Genomic DNA, 15,630 nt, shown 5'->3' with positions numbered 1-15,630 from the left:
GCTCGAACTCCGGCGTACGGCCGAGCGTGGAGATTCAGCCGTGGCCCTCGACGGCGCGCGACGGGTCATACGGGCTCAGGTCGAGCTCCGGCGTGCGGCCGAACGCGAGTTCGGCCGCTGCCGCGCCGGCGTACGGGCCCATCGTCAGGCCGCTCGGGCCGAAGCCGGTCGCCACGACGAGGCCGGAGGCTCCCGCGACCGCGCCGAGGAGCGGGCGTTCGTCCAGACTCGCCGGGCGGAAGCCGACGCGGATGTCGGCGACCGTGGCGTCCGCCAGCCCGGGCGCGACGGAGATGGCCTCGTCCAGCACCTCGCGCAGTCCCGCGGCGGTCACCCGGTGGTCGAACCCCGCGCCGCTCTCGCGCGTCGCCCCGACCACGATCCGTGAGTCGTCGAAGGCCAGCATGTAGTGATCGCTCTCGGGCAGCACGATCGGCCATCCGCCGGTGTCGGTGCCCGGCAGCCGCAGGTGCACGATCTGTCCGCGCTGCGGGACCACGGGCAGCGGTGCCGCGGGCGACGCCAGGGCGTCGGCGGACCAGGCACCCGCCGCCAGGACCACCGCGTCGGCCGCGACGGCGTCCCCGCCGACCCGTACCGTCCACCGGCCGTCCTCGGTCAGCGTGACGCGCGCGGAGCCGCTGCGGCGCACCGTCCCGTGCCGTTCGGCGGCGGCCAGCAGCGTGTCGCGCAGTCGCCCGCCGTCCACGCGGGCCGCGCCGGTGACGTGGACCGCCGGCCAGTCCTCGCGCAACGGCGGGAACAGGCGCTTCGCCTCACCGGGGTCGAGCACCGTGACCTCGCCGACCTCCGGTGCGCCGGCTCGGCGGCTCCGGGCCCGCTCGGCGCTCTCCCGTACCCGCTCGGCCGAGCCGGCCACGGCCAGTGCTCCGGTACGGGCGTACCCGGTGTCGGACCAGCCGTCCGCGTTCAGCCGGCCGATCAGCTCCGGGTAGTAGCGCGCGCCCGCGCTCGCGAGCCGGTACCGCGCCGGGTCCGTCCCCCGGGACAGCCACGGACAGACGATGCCGGCCCCGGCCGCCGTCGCCTGTCCCTCGTCCGCCCGGTCGACCAGCGTCACCCGGGCTCCGGCCGTGCTCAGGTGGTAGGCGGTGCTGGCCCCGACGATGCCCGCGCCGACAACGATGATCTCCACGGCTCTCCCTCCGTACGACGGCGCGCCGATCGCGGCGCGACCGGATCCCCAGGCTGCCACGTCGGCACGGACGGTCCGTCAGCGACGGTTCGCCATGGCTCCGGAGGGCCTTCCGAGCATGGTGCGGGGCCGCCTCCGCGACGGACCGGCCCGCACGCTCACCGTACGGAGCGGGCGGCCCGGCCCCTGGCACGACGAAGCCGGGCCGAGGGACGATCCCGGCCCGGCTTCGGTACGTCGTCAGCTAGCTCATGGAGTTGAGCCTGACGATGAAGACCAGGATGTTGACCACGATGGCGACGATGCCGCCGATCCACGCCACCTTGGCGATCGTGTCCGGCCTCCCTTGGGAGCGGAACTGGCTCTGGGCGACGAGCCCGAGGACGATCGCCGCCGGTGAGCAGCAGAACCAGCACACGATGCCGATGATCGACAGGACCTGTGGCGTGCTGGACTCGGGCTGCTGCTGCGGGTAGCCCGCGCCGCCATAACCAGGGGGCGGCGGCTGAGGCGGGTATCCCATATTTCCTCCCGTTAGAGAATGCCGAAGCGCTGGAGCTGCCAGATCTCCGCGAAAGCAAGGACCGCGACAATAGCGAATACAGGGAGCAACTGTCGCCACCGATTCGGTAGCTCACGCCAAAATGTCGCCATCCGGGAACGCCGGGTGAAGGGAACGAGAACAAACCCGACGCAGACGGCGACCGCCAGCGGAGAGGCCCCGGCCGCCCCGACGAGGTCGGCGTGCCCGAGATGGACCGCGGCCGTGGTGAACCCGCACATCGGGCACGGGATCCCCGTCACCTGCCGTAGCAGGCACAACGTCGGCGGGCGCGGGATGCGGAGAGCGGCCAGCGCGACGACGACGGCGACGAGCACCGCCGACCGCGTTGCCACCGCCAGCGGGCGCGTAATCACCATACGCACAGTGTGCACCACGGACGTGCGGCTTCTCCGGTGAATACCACGCGGACCCGCACCGCGGCGCAGCGCGGTGAGGAGACGAAGATCACAGCCCGGCGGACGGCCGATGCGCGTCGGCACCGGACACGGGGTCCGTGAGCGGTGGCCGCGCCCGCGGCACGACGACCGGCGAGCCGTCTCCGGGCGCGCGCAAGATGTCGGCCTCCACGGAGTAGAGCTCCTTCACCAGCCCCTCGTCGACGGTGTCGCGGGGCGTGCCGGTCGCGACGACCCGGCCGTCCTTCATGGCGACCACGGTGTCGGCGTAGCGCGCGGCGGCGGCCAGGTCGTGCTGGACCATGACGACGGTGCGGCCCGCGGCCGCGACCTCGCGGACCAGTTCGAGGACGTCGACGACGTGACCGAGGTCGAGGGCGCTGGTCGGCTCGTCGAGCAGGACGACGGGCGTGTGCTGGGCGAGCACCATCGCGAGCCAGCAGCGCTGCCGCTGCCCGCCGGAGAGCCGGTCGAGGCGTTCGCCGGCCAGCTCGGCGGTGCCGGTGGCCTCCAGCGCGTCGTGCACCGCCTCCTCGTCCTCGTGCGACCACTGGCGCAGCAGGCCCTGGTGGGGATGGCGGCCGTAGCGGACGAGGCCGGCCACCGTCACGGCCTCGGGGGCGCGCGGCGACTGCGGCAGCAGGGCGATGCGGTGGGCGGCCTGCCGCCGGCTGAGCCGCCAGACGTCGTCCCCGGCCGCCTGGACGGTGCCGGAGTCGGGCCGGTGCAGGCGGGCGACGGTGCGCAGCAGGGTCGACTTCCCGCAGCCGTTGGGGCCGACGATGGCGGCGACCTGCCCGGTGGGGACGGTGAGGTCGACGTCCTTGACGACGGGGCGGCCGGGGTAGCCGGCGTGGAGCGAGCGCACTCGCAGGCCAGGTGTCATGAGGGAGGTCATGCCTTTTCGGTGGTCCGGTGCGAACGGAAGAGAACCCAGAGGAGGAACGGCCCGCCGAGGACGCTCGTGACGACGCCCACCGGCAACTCGACGGGGCCGACGACCCGGGCCGGCGCGTCGGCGGCGGTGACGAGCGCGGCGCCGGTCAGGGCGGAGCCGGTCACCGGGACGCGCGTGGGCCCGGCGAGCCGATGGGCGAGAATCGGCGCGGCGAGGGCGACGAAGGCGATCGGCCCGCCGACGGCGAGTCCGGCGAGGGCGACCGCGAGCGCGAGGGCCGCGGCGCGTACCCGCCGCAGGTCGACGCCGAGGGAGGCCGCCATGTCGTCGTCGAACCGCAGGAGCTGGAGGCGGTGCCCGGCCGCGAGCGAGAGCGGGAGGAGGAACAGCAGGGCGACCAGCAGCGGCCCGCCGACGCTCCAGTCGCGCCCGTTCAGGCTGCCGACGGCCCACAGGAACACGCCGCCCGCGGTGTTGTCGTTCTGACGGGACATGACGAGGTCGCCGACGGCGCCGATGAACGTGGAGACGCCGATGCCGACGACGAGGAGGCGGTAGCCGGCCGCGCCGGCCCCGCCCGCGCACAGCACGACCAGCGCCGCGGCGGCGACGGCGCCGAGCGGGCCGAGCCACCAATCGCCGACCATGCCGGTCGCCGAGCCGGCCGCGGAGGCGACGACGGCGGCGGTGGCGCCCTCGTTGACGCCGACGAGGGCGGGAGTGGCCAGCCGGTTGCCGGCGAGGGTCTGGGTGAGGCAGCCCGAGACGCCCAGGGCGGCGCCCACCATGAGGCCGGCGACGACGCGCGGCAGCCGGAGGTCCCAGACGATCATGATGCTTCCGGAGTCGCCCGTGCGCAGCAGGCCCGAGACGGTCTGCGACAGGCTCATGCCGGTGGAGCTCGCGGTCACCGCGACGACGGCGAGGGGCACGAGGAACGCTGCGGCGAGTGCGCTGCGCCGGGGGAAGAGCCACGAGAGGGTCCCCGTGCGCAGGGGTGTGCCGTCGGGCGGGGTGACGTCCGTCATGCCGGGGCTCCCGCGGTCGACAGCCGGGAGGAGCGGGCGATCCAGACGAGCAGCGGTCCGCCGACGAAGGCGAGCAGCACGCTGACCGGGGTCTCCCAGGGCCGGATGACGATCCGGACGAGTACGTCGGCCAGGATCATGACGTCGGCCGCGATCAGCGCGGACAGGACGAGCTGTGCGGCCGTCCGCCCCCCGGTCAGCGCCCGCGCGGCGTACGGGGCGGGCAGCCCGCGGCGGCGCCACGGGCCGGGCACTGGCTCACGCGCGAGGCGTGGTCGCCGTACGTGACCGGTTCGATCGCGAACCACGACCTGCCCTGCACCCATCCCGAACTGGTGCGGGACCGGTGGCTCGACGACGTCGCGGCGGTGCTGGCCGCACGCCTGAAGGAGCTCGATCCCTGATTCGCTGAGAGCCGCGCCCGCGCGCGGACGCCGCGCCCGGGCGCGCGCTTGTGAGGGGTCCCTTCACCTGGCCAGGGCGAGGTGAAGGGACCCCTCACACGGCTGCGACGGCTCGCGGCGCGACTCGCGGCACGGCTCGCGGCACGGCTCGCGGCACGGGGAAGGTTCACACGCGCTGCGTCATGCGCCCGACAGCAGGCCCGCCAGGCCGTCGGCCAGTTCCGTACGCCAGCACAGGTAGTCGTGGCCGCCGTTGAACTCGCGGTAGACCGCGTCGTCGTACCCCGCGGCGGCGAGGGTGTCGCGCAGGCGGCGGGCGGCCGGGAGCAGCACCCATTCCTGCTCGCCGAAGGAGAGCCAGAAGCGCACCGGAAGCCGGGGCCCGTGCGCGATGCGGCCGGTGAGCCACTCCGGCTCCGGGCCGTCGGGCCACCAGAACGACCCCGACTGGGCCAGGACGTTGCCGAAGCGGTGCGGCGCCGTCAGCGCGGCGAAGGCCGCGCTGAGCCCGCCGAGACTCTGGCCGGCCACCACCGTGCGAGCGGGGTCGCCGGTGAGCGGCAGCCGCGCGGAGGCCCAGGGAAGCAGCTCGTCGGTGAGGAAGGCGACGAACTCCGGCCGGCACGTCAGCTCCGCCCACCGGGTGTCGCCGTCCACGGAGTCGGGCAGGACGGCGGCCAGCGGCGGGATCCGCCCGTCCGCGAGGAGGTTGTCGAGAAGGTGCGCGACGCCGAGCCGCGGTTGCCAGTGCTCGCCGTCCAGCAGCACGAGGACGGGCAGCTCGGCCGAGGCCTCGACGCCCGGCGGGGCGTACAGCCAGACCCGCCGGTGGCCGCCGAGGTGCGCGGTCGCCACCTTGTGCTCGGCCACGGCGCCGCGTGCGACATCCGCCCGGGGCTCCCAGTGCACGGCGCGTGGCGCGGTCGGCAGCTCGGCGTAGGAGACGGGGTCGCCGCTCCAGCGGCGCGGCAGCGTACGGGCGTTGAACGGGTCGGCCCGGCGGCGGGTGCGCAGCCATCGCCAGTAGTCGGCGCCGCCCGGCTCCGGACCGCCGCCCTCGTCGACGAAGAAGTCGTACGTCCCGCGCCAGTCGTCGCGCAGCCGGACCGTCCAGTGCCAGACGTCGGTCCCGGGCACGCGCTCCATCAGGTTGCGCTCGGGGTCGCGCGGGTCGCCGAGCTTGTTGGGCAGCACCTGGACGGCGCGCGTGGCGGGCGTACCCCGCCACAGGAACGTCACGGCCACCTGGTCCCGACCGCCCCGCGGATCGGGCGCGATCAGAGGCGTGCCGCGCCGGCGGACGTCCGCCCAGAAGTCCGCGATGTTCTCCGGGCCGGGCAGGGCGAGAACGGGATCGTCGAGCCGGGGCACCGCGTCGGGCCGCGCCAGCCGGGGCGGATGGCTGGGGGCGCCGACGGGGGGCACGGAGGCGAACATACGGTTGGCTCCCGGAGGACGGTGAGAACGGCTCAGGGGCCGTCTCCCCCGGCCACCTCACCGACCGAGCGTACCGCCCGGACGCCATCGCCGACGGCGCGGGGACCGCCCCCGTACGGCCCGGCCGGCACGTGCGGGAGGCCCGCGTCTCCGGCCGCTCCCCCGCGCCGAACGCGAGGTCGGATTCCCGCCAGCGACCGCGGCCCGGTGCCACGCACAGTGGTGACCGGCCCCGCGTTCCGGGCCGATCCAACCCCGTACCCGGCGAAAGACGAAGAGTGCATATCGATCCCGAACTGAAGGTGCTGTACTTCGGCACCCCGGTCGTTCTCATCAGCTCCCGCAACGAGGACGGCACCGCGAACCTCGCGCCGATGTCGTCCGCGTGGTGGCTGGGCGACCACTGCATGCTCGGCCTGGCCAACAGCGGCCAGACCCCCGCGAACCTGCTGCGCGAGCGCGAGTGCGTCCTCAACCTGCCGTCGTCGGCGATGGTGGAGGCCGTGGACCGGCTCGCGCTCACCACGGGCCGCCCGGACGTACCCGAGTACAAGGCGCGGCAGGGCTACCGGTACGAGCCGGAGAAGTTCGCGACGGCCGGGCTGACCGAGCAGGCGTCGGATCTGGTGGCGCCGCCCCGCGTCGCCGAGTGCCCGATCCAGCTGGAGTGCCGGCTCGTGGCGACGCACCCGTTCGGCGTCGGCTCCCTGAACGTGACGGCCTTCGAGGTCGAGGTCGTACGGTCCCACGTCGAGGAGGACCTGGTCATTCCGGGGACCCACTACGTGGACCCGGTGGGCTGGGACCCGCTGATCATGAAGTTCTGCGAGTTCTTCGGGGGCGGCCACAACGTGCACCCGTCCCGCCTCGCCAGCGGCTGGCAGATGCCGCACCGCCTCCGGCCGTCCGCCGTATGACGCACCGGGTCCTCACCGTGACACGATCACGCCGGCCAGTACCAGCGCGCCCCCGGCCAGGGTGTTCCAGCCCGGCGGCTCCCCGAGGAGCCAGGCGCCCAGCAACGTCGACCAGAGCGGGGTGACGTAGGTGACCGAGGCCGCCACCGTCGTCCCCGCCGCACGGATCACCGCCAGGTTGATGACGTAGGCCAGCCCGGTGCCGGCGGCTCCCAGCACCACCAGGGCGACGCCCGCCCGCTCGCCGGGCCAGGACGGCGGCCCGGCGAGCAGGGGCGTCACGACGGCCAGCTCGACGGTCGCGCAGAGGACCTGCGTCAGCGCCAGCGCCGCCGCGTCGCCCCGGCCCGAGAAATACCTCCGCGTGTAGGTGAAAGCCGCGCCGTAACAGGTCGTCGCCCCCAGACACGCCAGGTCACCCGTTGCGGTGCCGCCCTGGAGCCCGTGCCAGACGCCCAGGACCACGAGGACGCCGGCGAACCCGGTCAGCAGGCCGAGCACACGCCGTGCGGTGGGCCGCTCCCCCGGAATCAGCCCGAGGACGAAGACGAGCGTGGTCAGCGGGGTGGTCGCGTTCCAGATGCCGGCCAGCACCGAGCTGACCCGCGTCTCCCCGTAGGAGAACAGCGCGAAGGGCACCGCGTTGAAGAGCACCGCCACCACGAGCGCGTGCGCCCACGTGGCCCGGTCGCGCGGCGGCGCGATCCGGCGTACGGCGCACACCGCGCCCAGGGCCACGGCGCCGAAGAAACAGCGCCAGAAGGCCACCCACATCGGCGCGGTCCCCGCGTCCACCGCGACCTTGATCAGCGCGAAGCTCGCACCCCAGATCAGCGACAGCAGCGCGAACCCCGGTATCCAGCGCGGCGTCGCACGGTCGCCGGCCGACCGGCGCGCCGGTCGGGTCTCACGAAGCTCGGTCACGGCATCGGATGATGCGCCGGATCGGCATTATGAGTCCAACAAGTAACATGTCGCCTCACATGAGGATCACTCATGACCGCACGTGGTGAGCGAGAGCGCCGTGCCTCCGGAGGACTCATGAACCTGAACCTCAGCCAGCTGCGGGCGTTCGTGGCGGTGCTCGACGAGGGCGGGTTCGGCGCTGCGGCCGAGACGTTGCACATCAGCCAGTCCGCCGTCTCCCATGCCGTCGCCGCGCTCGAGCGTGGCCTCGGTTCCGCCGTGCTCACCCGACAGGCTCCCCCGCGGCCGACCGCCTTCGGGGAGCGTGTCCTGCCCCACGCCCGTGCCGCCGTCGCGGCGGCGGCCGCCATCCGCGACCTCGCGGACGAGCGCGACGGCAGGCCGGGCGGCAGCCTCCGGCTGGCCGCGCCCACCACGGTGTGCCAGGGGCTGCTGCCCGGCCTGATGACCCAGTGGCGCACCGACTTCCCCCGTGTCGGCGTCACCCTGTTCGAGGGTGAGGACGAGGAGATCACCGGTTGGCTCGGCGACGGCACCGTCGACCTCGCCGTCCTGGTCGACCCGCCGCCCGGGCCGGGCGTGACCATCGCGCGGGACCGCTTCCACGCCCTGCTACCCGCCGATCACCCGCTCGCCGGCGAACCGGCCGTCGACGTCGCCGACCTCGCCGACGACGCGTTCCTGCTCTCACTCGGGGGCTGCGAGCGACACATCCGCGAGCTGCACCGCCGGGCGGGTGTTCCGTTCGATCCGACGCACCGCATCCGCGACATGGGAACGCTGATGGCGATGGTCCGCGCCGGGATCGGCGTCTCGATCCTCCCGGCCCTGGCCGGCGCCATGCTCGTCCCGCGCCTGGTCATGGTCCCGCTCATCCAGGAGATCACCCGCCGCCTGGTGCTCACCGGTCCGCCTGGACACCCCTGGCATCCGGCCGTCACCGCGATCGTGGACGCCGTGTCCGCCCGTCCGGATCACGTCCCGCCGGGCGGATGAACGCGTTCCCGGCTCCGGAGGACGGGCGTCAGCCGGTGAGGACCGTGCGGAGGGTGGCGGCGAAGGCCTCGGGCTTGCCGGTGGCGCCGTACTCACCGCCGAGGAACCCGTCGTGCCCGCCCGGGAAGGTGACGGGCTCCGTCGCGAGGCGGTCGGCCACCGCCACGGCCGCACGCCCGGTCAGCACCTGGCCGGACTCGCCTCCCACGCCGATGACGATCCGGGTCGGCGCCGCGCGCAGCGCCGCGAAGTCGGGCCGGTAGTGGGTGCAGGACAGCATGTTCTGCCCGACCAGCGGATCGTCGCGTGAACCATCGTCCTCGGCCGGCAGCCCGAAGGCGGCGGGGTCGGGCGCCGGCCCGTCGGCGAACCCGGCCGGGACCGCCCCTTCGTGGCTCATGAGCGCGATGAACTTCGCCATCGCGGGCCCCATGCCGCTGCGCAGGTACGTCTCGTGGATGTCGACGCACACCGCGAGTACCGGCTCGTGGTCCGGCAGTTCCCGTGCCACGGGCGGCTCGTGCGCCACGAGTGTCCGGACCTGCTCGGGATGCCGTGCCACCAGGGCCAGGCCGTTGACGGCTCCGCCGCTGCTGGCGAAGATCTCCACCGGGCCGGCGTCCAGCGTGGCGATCAGCCGGTGCAGGTCGTCGGCGTGCTCCTCGGGTGTGGACTCGGCGGCGCCGTCGGTACGCCTGCTGCGCTCCGCCCCGCGCGGGTCGTAGGTCACGACCGTACGGTCGGTGAAGTGCCCGGCCAGGGTGGCGAATCCCGCGGCGCCCATCGGCGAGCCGATGAGCAGCAGGACCGGATGGTCGCCGGAGCCGTGGCTCCGGACGTCGTAGTGCAGCACGGCCCCTGGCACGGCGAGCGTGTCGGTCTTCGGTTCGGTCATGGGTGCTCTCCCCTGCCGGTGATTCCTCGTTGTTCTCCCTTACAGACGCACGACGCCGGCGAAATTCACCGGTCAGTGTGCAGGTCGTCGAAGTCGAGGTCATGATCGGTCAGTAGGAGCGGGGCAGCCCGAGCACGTGCTGGCCGAGGAAGGCGAGGATCAGGTTGTTGTTGACGGGAGCGACCTGGTAGACGCGGGTCTCACGGAACTTGCGCTCGACGTCCCACGTGTCGACGAACCCGTTGCCGCCGTGGGCGTCCAGGCAGATGTTGGCCGCCTGCCAGCTGGCCTCGCTGGCCAGATACTTGGCCGTGTTGGCCTCGGCGCCGCATTTCTGCCCGGTGTCGAACAGGGCCGCCGCACGGGTGCGTAGCTGGTCGGCGGCGATGACCTGGGTGTAGGCGCGGACGAGCGGGAACTGCACGCCCTGGTCGGCGCCGACGGGATGGCCGAAGACATCGCGTTGCTTGGCGTAGTCGATCGCCCGATCGAGGAACCAGTAGCCGTCGCCGATGGCCTCGGAGGCCAGCAGGATGCGTTCGGCGTTCCAGCCGTCGATGACGTACCGGAATCCCTTGCCCTCCTCGCCGATCAGGCTGTCGGCGGAGATCCGCATGTCCTTGTACCAGACCTGGTTGGTGGCGTAGTTGAACATCGTGCGCACCGGCTCGACGATCAGCGAGCGAGGCTGCTCGGCGCGGACCTGGCGCAGGTCGACGAGGAACAGACTGATGCCCTCCGCTCGCTCGGCCGGGTTCTCCGGTAGTGGGCGGGTGCGGGCCAGCAGCATCAGCAGGTCGGACTGGGAGATGCGGCTGGTCCAGTTCTTGTGGCCGGTCACCGTGTAGTCCGCGCCGTCGTGCACGGCGGTGGTGCGGATCTCCGGGGTGTTGGAGCCGGCCTCGGGTTCGGTGATGGAAAAGGCCTGCAGACGCAGCTCGCCGCAAGCGATCTTGGGCAGGTAACGGTCCTTCTGCTCCTGGCTGCCGTGCCGCAGCAGCGGCGCCATGGTGTACATCTGGGCGTGGCAGGCGGCGGCGTGCCCGCCGGAACGGTTGATCTCCTGCAGGATGATGCCGGCCTCGGTGACGCCCAGGCCCAGCCCGCCGTACTGCTCCGGGATGAGTGCGGACAGGTAGCCGGCTTCGGTGAGGGCGTGCACGAACTCCTCCGGGTAGGCGCGTTCGCGATCGCAGGTACGCCAGTAGTCGCCCGCGAAACCTGCGCACAACTGGCGCACCTGCGCGCGTAGCCGCTGGCGGGTGGTGTCGGTGTCGTGAATGGCGATGTCGGTCATGGCCTTTCCCCCGTTGGTGCAGAAGCCGCTGTGGCGGGCGTCGAAGCTGAGGCGTTCGCGGTGGTCGGGGTGGGCGATGGGCATTGGTGCCCGAACTAGGTAGCCGTGCTCGTCCGGCGTCTCAGCCCTGGGCACCATCACGCCCAGCAGGCCCGCTCGTCCAGCGACCTACCGAGGTCATCCTCGTGCCATGGCGTTCCACCGTTGACCCGGACGTAAGCCTTGAGCCCTCTCAGTGCCTCGGCCACAGCGACCTGAGCACGGATCTTGTCGTCGGGCGCGACCCGTCTTCCAGGCCGGCGGTCGCGACGTCCGCCCGCAAGCCGCCGCGGCCCCCGGCGCACTAGCAGGGGGCCGTACGACTTCAGCCGGCCACGCATGCGAACACCGCTACCGAGCCCCCGCTTCGGCGGGGGTTTTCGTCTCTTAAGGGCCCCGGTCCCGGCGGTTAGGGTGATGGCCATGGACTGGCGGGCCTGGCACGATCAGTACGACCTGGCGGATTCGTCGCTGGCCCGGCGCCTGAAGGTGGTGCAGCAGCAGGTCGGTGCCGCCCTGGACGGCTGCCCGCCCGGTCCGTTGCGGGTCGTCAGTCTGTGCGCCGGGCAGGGCCGGGACCTGCTGGAGGTGCTCGACGGGCATCCCCGCCGGGCCGACGTTCGCGCGCGCCTGGTGGAGCTCGACGAACGCAACACCGCGCTCGCCTCGGCGGCGGTCAGGGCCGCAGGGCTCGACCAGGTGGAGGTGCTCACGGGCGACGCCGCGCTCATCGACCAATACCGCGGCATGGTTCCGGCGGACGTGGTCCTGGTGTGCGGGCTGTTCGGCAACATCACCGACGAGGACATCCGGCGCACCATCGCCTTCTGCCCCCAGCTCACCAGGACCGGGGGGACCGTCATCTGGACGCGGCACCGCTCGGCGCCCGACCGCGTGCCGCTGATCTGCGACTGGTTCGAACGGTCCGGCTTCGAGCGACACTGGCTGTCACGGCCCGACGCCGGCTTCGGAGTCGGCGTGCACCGCTTCACGGCCGAACCGCAACCACTGGCGGCAGGCGAATCCATGTTCACTTTCGTGGGACACGGCCTGCTCAAGCAGCGAGGCTCCGGCGCCGGGTAGCGGCCGGCAAAGCCCCGGCCGCGCTACCGCGCGAGCCCACATGCCCCGTCCGAGGGAGAATGTCCCACACCCCCATCGTCAGGACGAAAGGCACCCGTGACCGACGCAGCGCCGTTCTGGGCCTCGCTGGAACTCGATCGACTGGACGGCGATCACTTCCTCGCCGCTCCGCAGGACGGTGCGCTGGAGCGGTCGTTCGGCGGGCAGGTGGCGGCGCAGGCGCTGCGTGCCGCCGGTCTCACCGTCGACGCGCGGCGGCGGGTGCACTCCCTCCACGCCTACTTCATACGGCCCGGCCGGCCGGGTCTGCCGCTGCGGTTCGAGGTGAACAGGACGCGTGACGGACGTGCCTTCTCCACCCGCGACGTCACCGCCTGCCAGGAGGGTAAGCCGATCTTCGAAATGCTCGCCTCCTTCCACGAACCCGAACCCGGCGAGGACTGGCAGGCGTCCGCTCCCCCGCCCGTGCCGCCGCCCGACGGCCTCCGCCCGGTGCGCCTGTCCCTGCTGTTCGGCGACGACCAGCCGGTCGAGATACGGCCGGTCGCCACACCCGATCCCGGCCCCTTCCCGATCTCCCACCCCTTCTGGGCACGGGCGACGACGCCGGTCGGCGCGGATCCGGCACGGCACGCGTGCGTGCTCACCTACCTGTCGGACCTCGCCGTCGTACGGGCGGCCCGGTCGCCGGAGTCTCAGGCGCTGGGTGTGAGCCTCGACCACGCGATCTGGTTCCACCGCCCGCCGCGCGTCGACGAGTGGCTGCTGTACTCCATGGACCCCGTCGCCCACGTGGGCACCCGCGGCCTGGCTCAGGGCTCGGTACGGGCCCTGGACGGAACCCTCGTCGCCTCCGTGGCCCAGGAAGCCCTCCTGCGGGCGCCCGGTGACTCATCCCGACGATGACCACGGTGTCCCTGGCGGACCGTTGCGATGGATCAGGCGATATGCCTGACCGTGAGGTGCGGATCCGGCAGGACCACGGTACCGACGACGCCATCCGAGCTGGCGGAACCGTTCACTCCATCGTCGTCCCGCTACGCTCGGACGATGTCGAATCGAGCGGTATCGGCTGGAGCCGGTCTTGCGCGGGTGCTGGCGCACTGCGGCGGCAGCCCGGAGGCCGCCCTGCGCCATCTCGCGAGCGCCATCGCCTCCGCGCCTCAGGAGCCCGAGCCCTACGCGGTGCTCGCCGAGCTGTGGAAGGACCAGCGGTCGGAGCTGGCCGGGGTCATCCACGATGCGAACTCCCTGAGCGCCGTGCTGGCGCGGTCATACATCTGCTTCCTCGAGGGCGACATGGACGGTGCGGCGCTGGCGATCGGGGCGGTCACCGGCGCGCAGCCCGAGATCGCCTGGTCCACGGCCCCGTGGTTCGGCGACGAGCGGTTCCTCGGCGCCGTGAGTGCCGAAGCGCTGGCCGATGCCGCGATGCGAACGATGGACTACGGCCACGAGCTGGACACCGACGCCATGCGCGAACGGTTCCGGCCCTGGTTCCATGCCATCGACGTGGTCAACGCCCGGTCGCCGCGACCGGAGGCGCTGGCCAAGATGGCGATCCTGCTGCGGGCGTGCGGCCTCATCGACGACTCCTTCGGCCTCTGCGACCAGGCCGACTCCATTGAGCGGATCATGCTGACGGAGGTGGTACGCGCGGGTACGTGGCGCCGGCTGGGTGATCGGGAGCAGACCACGGCGGCATTCGAGCGCGCTCTCGTCCTGGACCCGGCCAACTGGTCCCTGTATCTCGACCTGGCCGACCTGCGGGCCGAACAGGGCGACTTCGCCGCCGCGGTAGGACTGATCGATCAGGGCTTGCACCATGAGCCGACCGAGACCACGCTCCGCGCGGCCGGGGCCGCCTACCGGGCGCGGCTCACCGGCTCCCCGGCCGACCTGAGCGAGCTCATCGAGCTGGCGCCGCAACTGCCGAACGACTCCTACCTCCACTTGCTGATCGATCACGCATGTACCGGTCCGGGCCTGCCCGCCGAGCTCGTGGCCGCGGCCCGCCGCTACCAGCAGGCCGGATGAGGGCTCAGTGAGGTGATCTCACGTGGGAACCGGTGAGATCACCTCAGTGACGGCCCTGGCCCCGTTGCCAGGTGAGGCTGATCGTGCCGGGGCGCGGGCGGGATCAACCGGCCGAGCGACCGTTCTCAAGAGACACGGCCGTGCCTGCGGCCACCGCGTCCAGGCACGCGGCGATCCGGCGCGCCAGCAGCGCGCCGGTCAGCTCACCCACGCGCTCGGGCGCCACGAACGCGGACGACTTGAGCTCGTCGGCCTGCAGCCGGATCGCCGCGATGTCGGTCTCGGCCAGCACGCCGCCGTCGTAGACGAACATCACCCCCTCGGGGCGTTCCGGCGTCGACGGCACCCAGTCGACCGCGAGCACCCGCCCGACCGGCCGGTCCAGGCCGAGCTCCTCGAGCACCTCCCGGCGGCACGCCGCCGTCGGCGACTCCTCCTGCTCGACCGCCCCGCCGGGCACTTCCCAGGTGGGCTTGTACGTCGGCTCCACCAGGAGCACCCGCCCGGCCCCGTCCCGGAACAACGCGCCCGCGCCCATCCGCTTACGCGCCAGTGACGCCACGTACTGATCGGCGGGCACCATCGCTGAACGGCCAGAACTCATCCGCCGAGGCTAGCGGGAACATCCACCGAGCGCCCGCCGGAGCGCCGGGGAGGCGGTCCGGCGGGGCCCGTACGGCCGGGACGGTCAGACGCCGCGGCAGGGAACCCGGTAGGCGGTCAGGTCGAGGTCCTTCTTCAACGAGTTGAAGTTCTGGGCGTTGGCCTTCGCGCAGAACTTCGAGGTGGCCAGGTCGTACTCGACGTTGAAGACGGCCTTGCCGGCGGCGACGTACTTGTCATAGCCGTAGCCGCCGGTCTGCGCGCTGGTGCACTCGTCGTACTTCCAGCACTCCTCGTTCAGCGCCCAGTCGAAGTACGGCTGGAGGGCCTTGAGCTGCGCGTTGTCGTTCTTGAGCCCCACCGACAGGCCACGGCCGTGCGCCTCGTTCGCCAGCCAGCCGTTGAACTTCAGCTGGTCGTTCGCGGTGAGCGGGAACCCGGGATCGTTGCCGTAGCCGTCGACGTTGTCGAACTCGATCGCGTCGAACCCCTTGGACTTGCACATGTCCATGCGCGCCTTGAGGATCGTGCCGAGCGTGCCGGTGTACTGCCGGATGTCCAGCCAGCGCTCGCCCTCCCAGCCGTCGACGTCGTTGCCGAGGACACTGCTGGGGAAGTCGCCGGCGTCCGGGCGCCAGTCCTCGTACGTGCCCGCGCTGATGTAGCAGACGACCTTGCGGCCGGACTTGGTGGAGTGCAGCCGGCCCACGTCACCGGCGGTGGCGTCGAATCCGTCGATGTCGTACATGGTCAGGTCCAGGTACGGCGCGGACGGCACCGACGAGAGCTGCCACTGCCAGCTGGTGTTCAGGGCCGGATGCCAACAGCCGGAACACGAGACCGGGCTCGGGAGGGTGGCGGCCTGGACCGGCGCGGCCGATACCAGGCAGGTGAAGAGTGCCGCGAGAGCGGCGACGATGAGGCGTACTCGATGGCGCATGAACGCTCCTCGT

Annotated in this window: 17 protein-coding genes; 5 read left to right on the top strand and 12 right to left on the bottom strand. The window is 72.6% G+C overall.

Annotation, left to right across the window (positions count from 1 at the left end):
• Positions 1 to 34 precede the first annotated feature (34 nt).
• From OG417_RS25945 to fes, 7 genes are all read right to left on the bottom strand, one after another.
• Entirely contained in the window at positions 35 to 1,156 is a 1,122-nt protein-coding gene (locus tag OG417_RS25945) for an NAD(P)/FAD-dependent oxidoreductase (RefSeq protein WP_329261255.1), read from the bottom strand.
• A 244-nt stretch (positions 1,157 to 1,400) separates the two neighbouring features.
• A complete protein-coding gene (locus tag OG417_RS25940; protein WP_329261252.1) occupies positions 1,401 to 1,679 on the bottom strand; it encodes a DUF4190 domain-containing protein in 279 nt (92 codons plus the stop codon).
• An 11-nt stretch (positions 1,680 to 1,690) separates the two neighbouring features.
• Positions 1,691 to 2,077 (bottom strand): DUF2752 domain-containing protein, encoded by a 387-nt coding sequence (locus OG417_RS25935; RefSeq protein WP_329261249.1) that lies wholly within the window; start codon positions 2,075 to 2,077, stop codon positions 1,691 to 1,693.
• Between the two features lie 88 nt (positions 2,078 to 2,165).
• The gene (locus OG417_RS25930) at positions 2,166 to 3,014 is read right to left on the bottom strand and encodes an ABC transporter ATP-binding protein (RefSeq protein WP_329261247.1); all 849 of its coding nucleotides are present in this window, start codon (positions 3,012 to 3,014) and stop codon (positions 2,166 to 2,168) included.
• Positions 3,011 to 4,042, bottom strand: a complete 1,032-nt coding sequence (locus tag OG417_RS25925) for a FecCD family ABC transporter permease (protein WP_329261245.1) — start codon at positions 4,040 to 4,042, stop codon at positions 3,011 to 3,013. Before OG417_RS25925 ends, OG417_RS25930 begins: the two co-directional genes overlap by 4 nt.
• On the bottom strand, positions 4,039 to 4,296 hold the full coding sequence (locus OG417_RS25920) for an iron chelate uptake ABC transporter family permease subunit (protein ID WP_329261243.1): 258 nt from the start codon (positions 4,294 to 4,296) through the stop codon (positions 4,039 to 4,041). The genes OG417_RS25925 and OG417_RS25920 overlap by 4 nt, the downstream gene beginning before the upstream one ends.
• Before the next feature lie 330 nt (positions 4,297 to 4,626).
• Positions 4,627 to 5,871 carry an enterochelin esterase gene (gene fes / locus OG417_RS25915; protein ID WP_329261240.1) on the bottom strand — a complete coding sequence of 415 codons (1,245 nt, stop codon included), beginning with the start codon at positions 5,869 to 5,871 and terminating at the stop codon, positions 4,627 to 4,629.
• A 290-nt stretch (positions 5,872 to 6,161) separates the two neighbouring features.
• Between fes and OG417_RS25910 the strand changes: the two genes are divergently transcribed.
• Positions 6,162 to 6,800 carry a flavin reductase family protein gene (locus OG417_RS25910; protein ID WP_329261237.1) on the top strand — a complete coding sequence of 213 codons (639 nt, stop codon included), beginning with the start codon at positions 6,162 to 6,164 and terminating at the stop codon, positions 6,798 to 6,800.
• 12 nt (positions 6,801 to 6,812) lie between these two features.
• Here OG417_RS25910 and OG417_RS25905 read toward each other — a convergent pair whose 3' ends face one another.
• Complete coding sequence (locus OG417_RS25905; protein WP_329261235.1) at positions 6,813 to 7,724, bottom strand: DMT family transporter; 912 nt, start codon at positions 7,722 to 7,724, stop codon at positions 6,813 to 6,815.
• Positions 7,725 to 7,796: 72 nt separating this feature from the next.
• Between OG417_RS25905 and OG417_RS25900 the strand changes: the two genes are divergently transcribed.
• On the top strand, positions 7,797 to 8,723 hold the full coding sequence (locus OG417_RS25900; protein ID WP_329261233.1) for a LysR family transcriptional regulator: 927 nt from the start codon (positions 7,797 to 7,799) through the stop codon (positions 8,721 to 8,723).
• Between the two features lie 28 nt (positions 8,724 to 8,751).
• Here OG417_RS25900 and OG417_RS25895 read toward each other — a convergent pair whose 3' ends face one another.
• Together OG417_RS25895 and OG417_RS25890 are read right to left on the bottom strand one after the other, a co-directional pair.
• Positions 8,752 to 9,618, bottom strand: coding sequence for an alpha/beta fold hydrolase (locus tag OG417_RS25895; RefSeq protein WP_329261231.1), 867 nt, complete (start codon positions 9,616 to 9,618; stop codon positions 8,752 to 8,754).
• Positions 9,619 to 9,727: 109 nt separating this feature from the next.
• Positions 9,728 to 10,999: an acyl-CoA dehydrogenase family protein gene (locus OG417_RS25890; RefSeq protein ID WP_329261228.1), complete on the bottom strand. Its 1,272-nt coding sequence runs from the start codon at positions 10,997 to 10,999 to the stop codon at positions 9,728 to 9,730.
• A gap of 378 nt (positions 11,000 to 11,377) precedes the next feature.
• On the opposite strand from OG417_RS25890, the gene OG417_RS25885 reads away from it, so the two are divergent.
• The 3 genes from OG417_RS25885 (at position 11,378) to OG417_RS25875 (ending at position 14,074) form a co-directional block, all read left to right on the top strand.
• The gene (locus OG417_RS25885; RefSeq protein WP_329261225.1) at positions 11,378 to 12,037 is read left to right on the top strand and encodes a class I SAM-dependent methyltransferase; all 660 of its coding nucleotides are present in this window, start codon (positions 11,378 to 11,380) and stop codon (positions 12,035 to 12,037) included.
• A gap of 96 nt (positions 12,038 to 12,133) precedes the next feature.
• Positions 12,134 to 12,943, top strand: a complete 810-nt coding sequence (locus tag OG417_RS25880) for an acyl-CoA thioesterase (RefSeq protein WP_329261222.1) — start codon at positions 12,134 to 12,136, stop codon at positions 12,941 to 12,943.
• A 144-nt stretch (positions 12,944 to 13,087) separates the two neighbouring features.
• Entirely contained in the window at positions 13,088 to 14,074 is a 987-nt protein-coding gene (locus tag OG417_RS25875) for a tetratricopeptide repeat protein (RefSeq protein WP_329261220.1), read from the top strand.
• Between the two features lie 103 nt (positions 14,075 to 14,177).
• On the opposite strand, the gene OG417_RS25870 is transcribed toward OG417_RS25875, so the two are convergent.
• Positions 14,178 to 14,678 (bottom strand): NUDIX hydrolase, encoded by a 501-nt coding sequence (locus OG417_RS25870; protein WP_329261217.1) that lies wholly within the window; start codon positions 14,676 to 14,678, stop codon positions 14,178 to 14,180.
• Between the two features lie 84 nt (positions 14,679 to 14,762).
• A complete protein-coding gene (locus OG417_RS25865; protein ID WP_329261215.1) occupies positions 14,763 to 15,617 on the bottom strand; it encodes an endo alpha-1,4 polygalactosaminidase in 855 nt (284 codons plus the stop codon).
• Positions 15,618 to 15,630: the final 13 nt, after the last annotated feature.

Source organism: Actinoallomurus sp. NBC_01490, assembly GCF_036227085.1.
GTDB lineage: Bacteria > Actinomycetota > Actinomycetes > Streptosporangiales > Streptosporangiaceae > Actinoallomurus > Actinoallomurus oryzae.
The sequence above is the reverse complement of the archived record's forward strand: the minus strand, read 5'-3'. Positions and strand labels throughout refer to the sequence as shown.

Coding starts and splice junctions, on each gene's coding strand:
- OG417_RS25940 (WP_329261252.1), bottom strand. CDS start 1,679: ATGGGATACCCGCCTCAGCCGCCGCCCCCTGGTTATGGCGGCGCGGGC.
- OG417_RS25935 (WP_329261249.1), bottom strand. CDS start 2,077: ATGGTGATTACGCGCCCGCTGGCGGTGGCAACGCGGTCGGCGGTGCTC.
- OG417_RS25930 (WP_329261247.1), bottom strand. CDS start 3,014: ATGACCTCCCTCATGACACCTGGCCTGCGAGTGCGCTCGCTCCACGCC.
- OG417_RS25925 (WP_329261245.1), bottom strand. CDS start 4,042: ATGACGGACGTCACCCCGCCCGACGGCACACCCCTGCGCACGGGGACC.
- OG417_RS25900 (WP_329261233.1), top strand. CDS start 7,797: ATGACCGCACGTGGTGAGCGAGAGCGCCGTGCCTCCGGAGGACTCATG.
- OG417_RS25895 (WP_329261231.1), bottom strand. CDS start 9,618: ATGACCGAACCGAAGACCGACACGCTCGCCGTGCCAGGGGCCGTGCTG.
- OG417_RS25890 (WP_329261228.1), bottom strand. CDS start 10,999: ATGCCCATCGCCCACCCCGACCACCGCGAACGCCTCAGCTTCGACGCC.
- OG417_RS25885 (WP_329261225.1), top strand. CDS start 11,378: ATGGACTGGCGGGCCTGGCACGATCAGTACGACCTGGCGGATTCGTCG.
- OG417_RS25875 (WP_329261220.1), top strand. CDS start 13,088: ATGTCGAATCGAGCGGTATCGGCTGGAGCCGGTCTTGCGCGGGTGCTG.
- OG417_RS25870 (WP_329261217.1), bottom strand. CDS start 14,678: ATGAGTTCTGGCCGTTCAGCGATGGTGCCCGCCGATCAGTACGTGGCG.
- OG417_RS25865 (WP_329261215.1), bottom strand. CDS start 15,617: ATGCGCCATCGAGTACGCCTCATCGTCGCCGCTCTCGCGGCACTCTTC.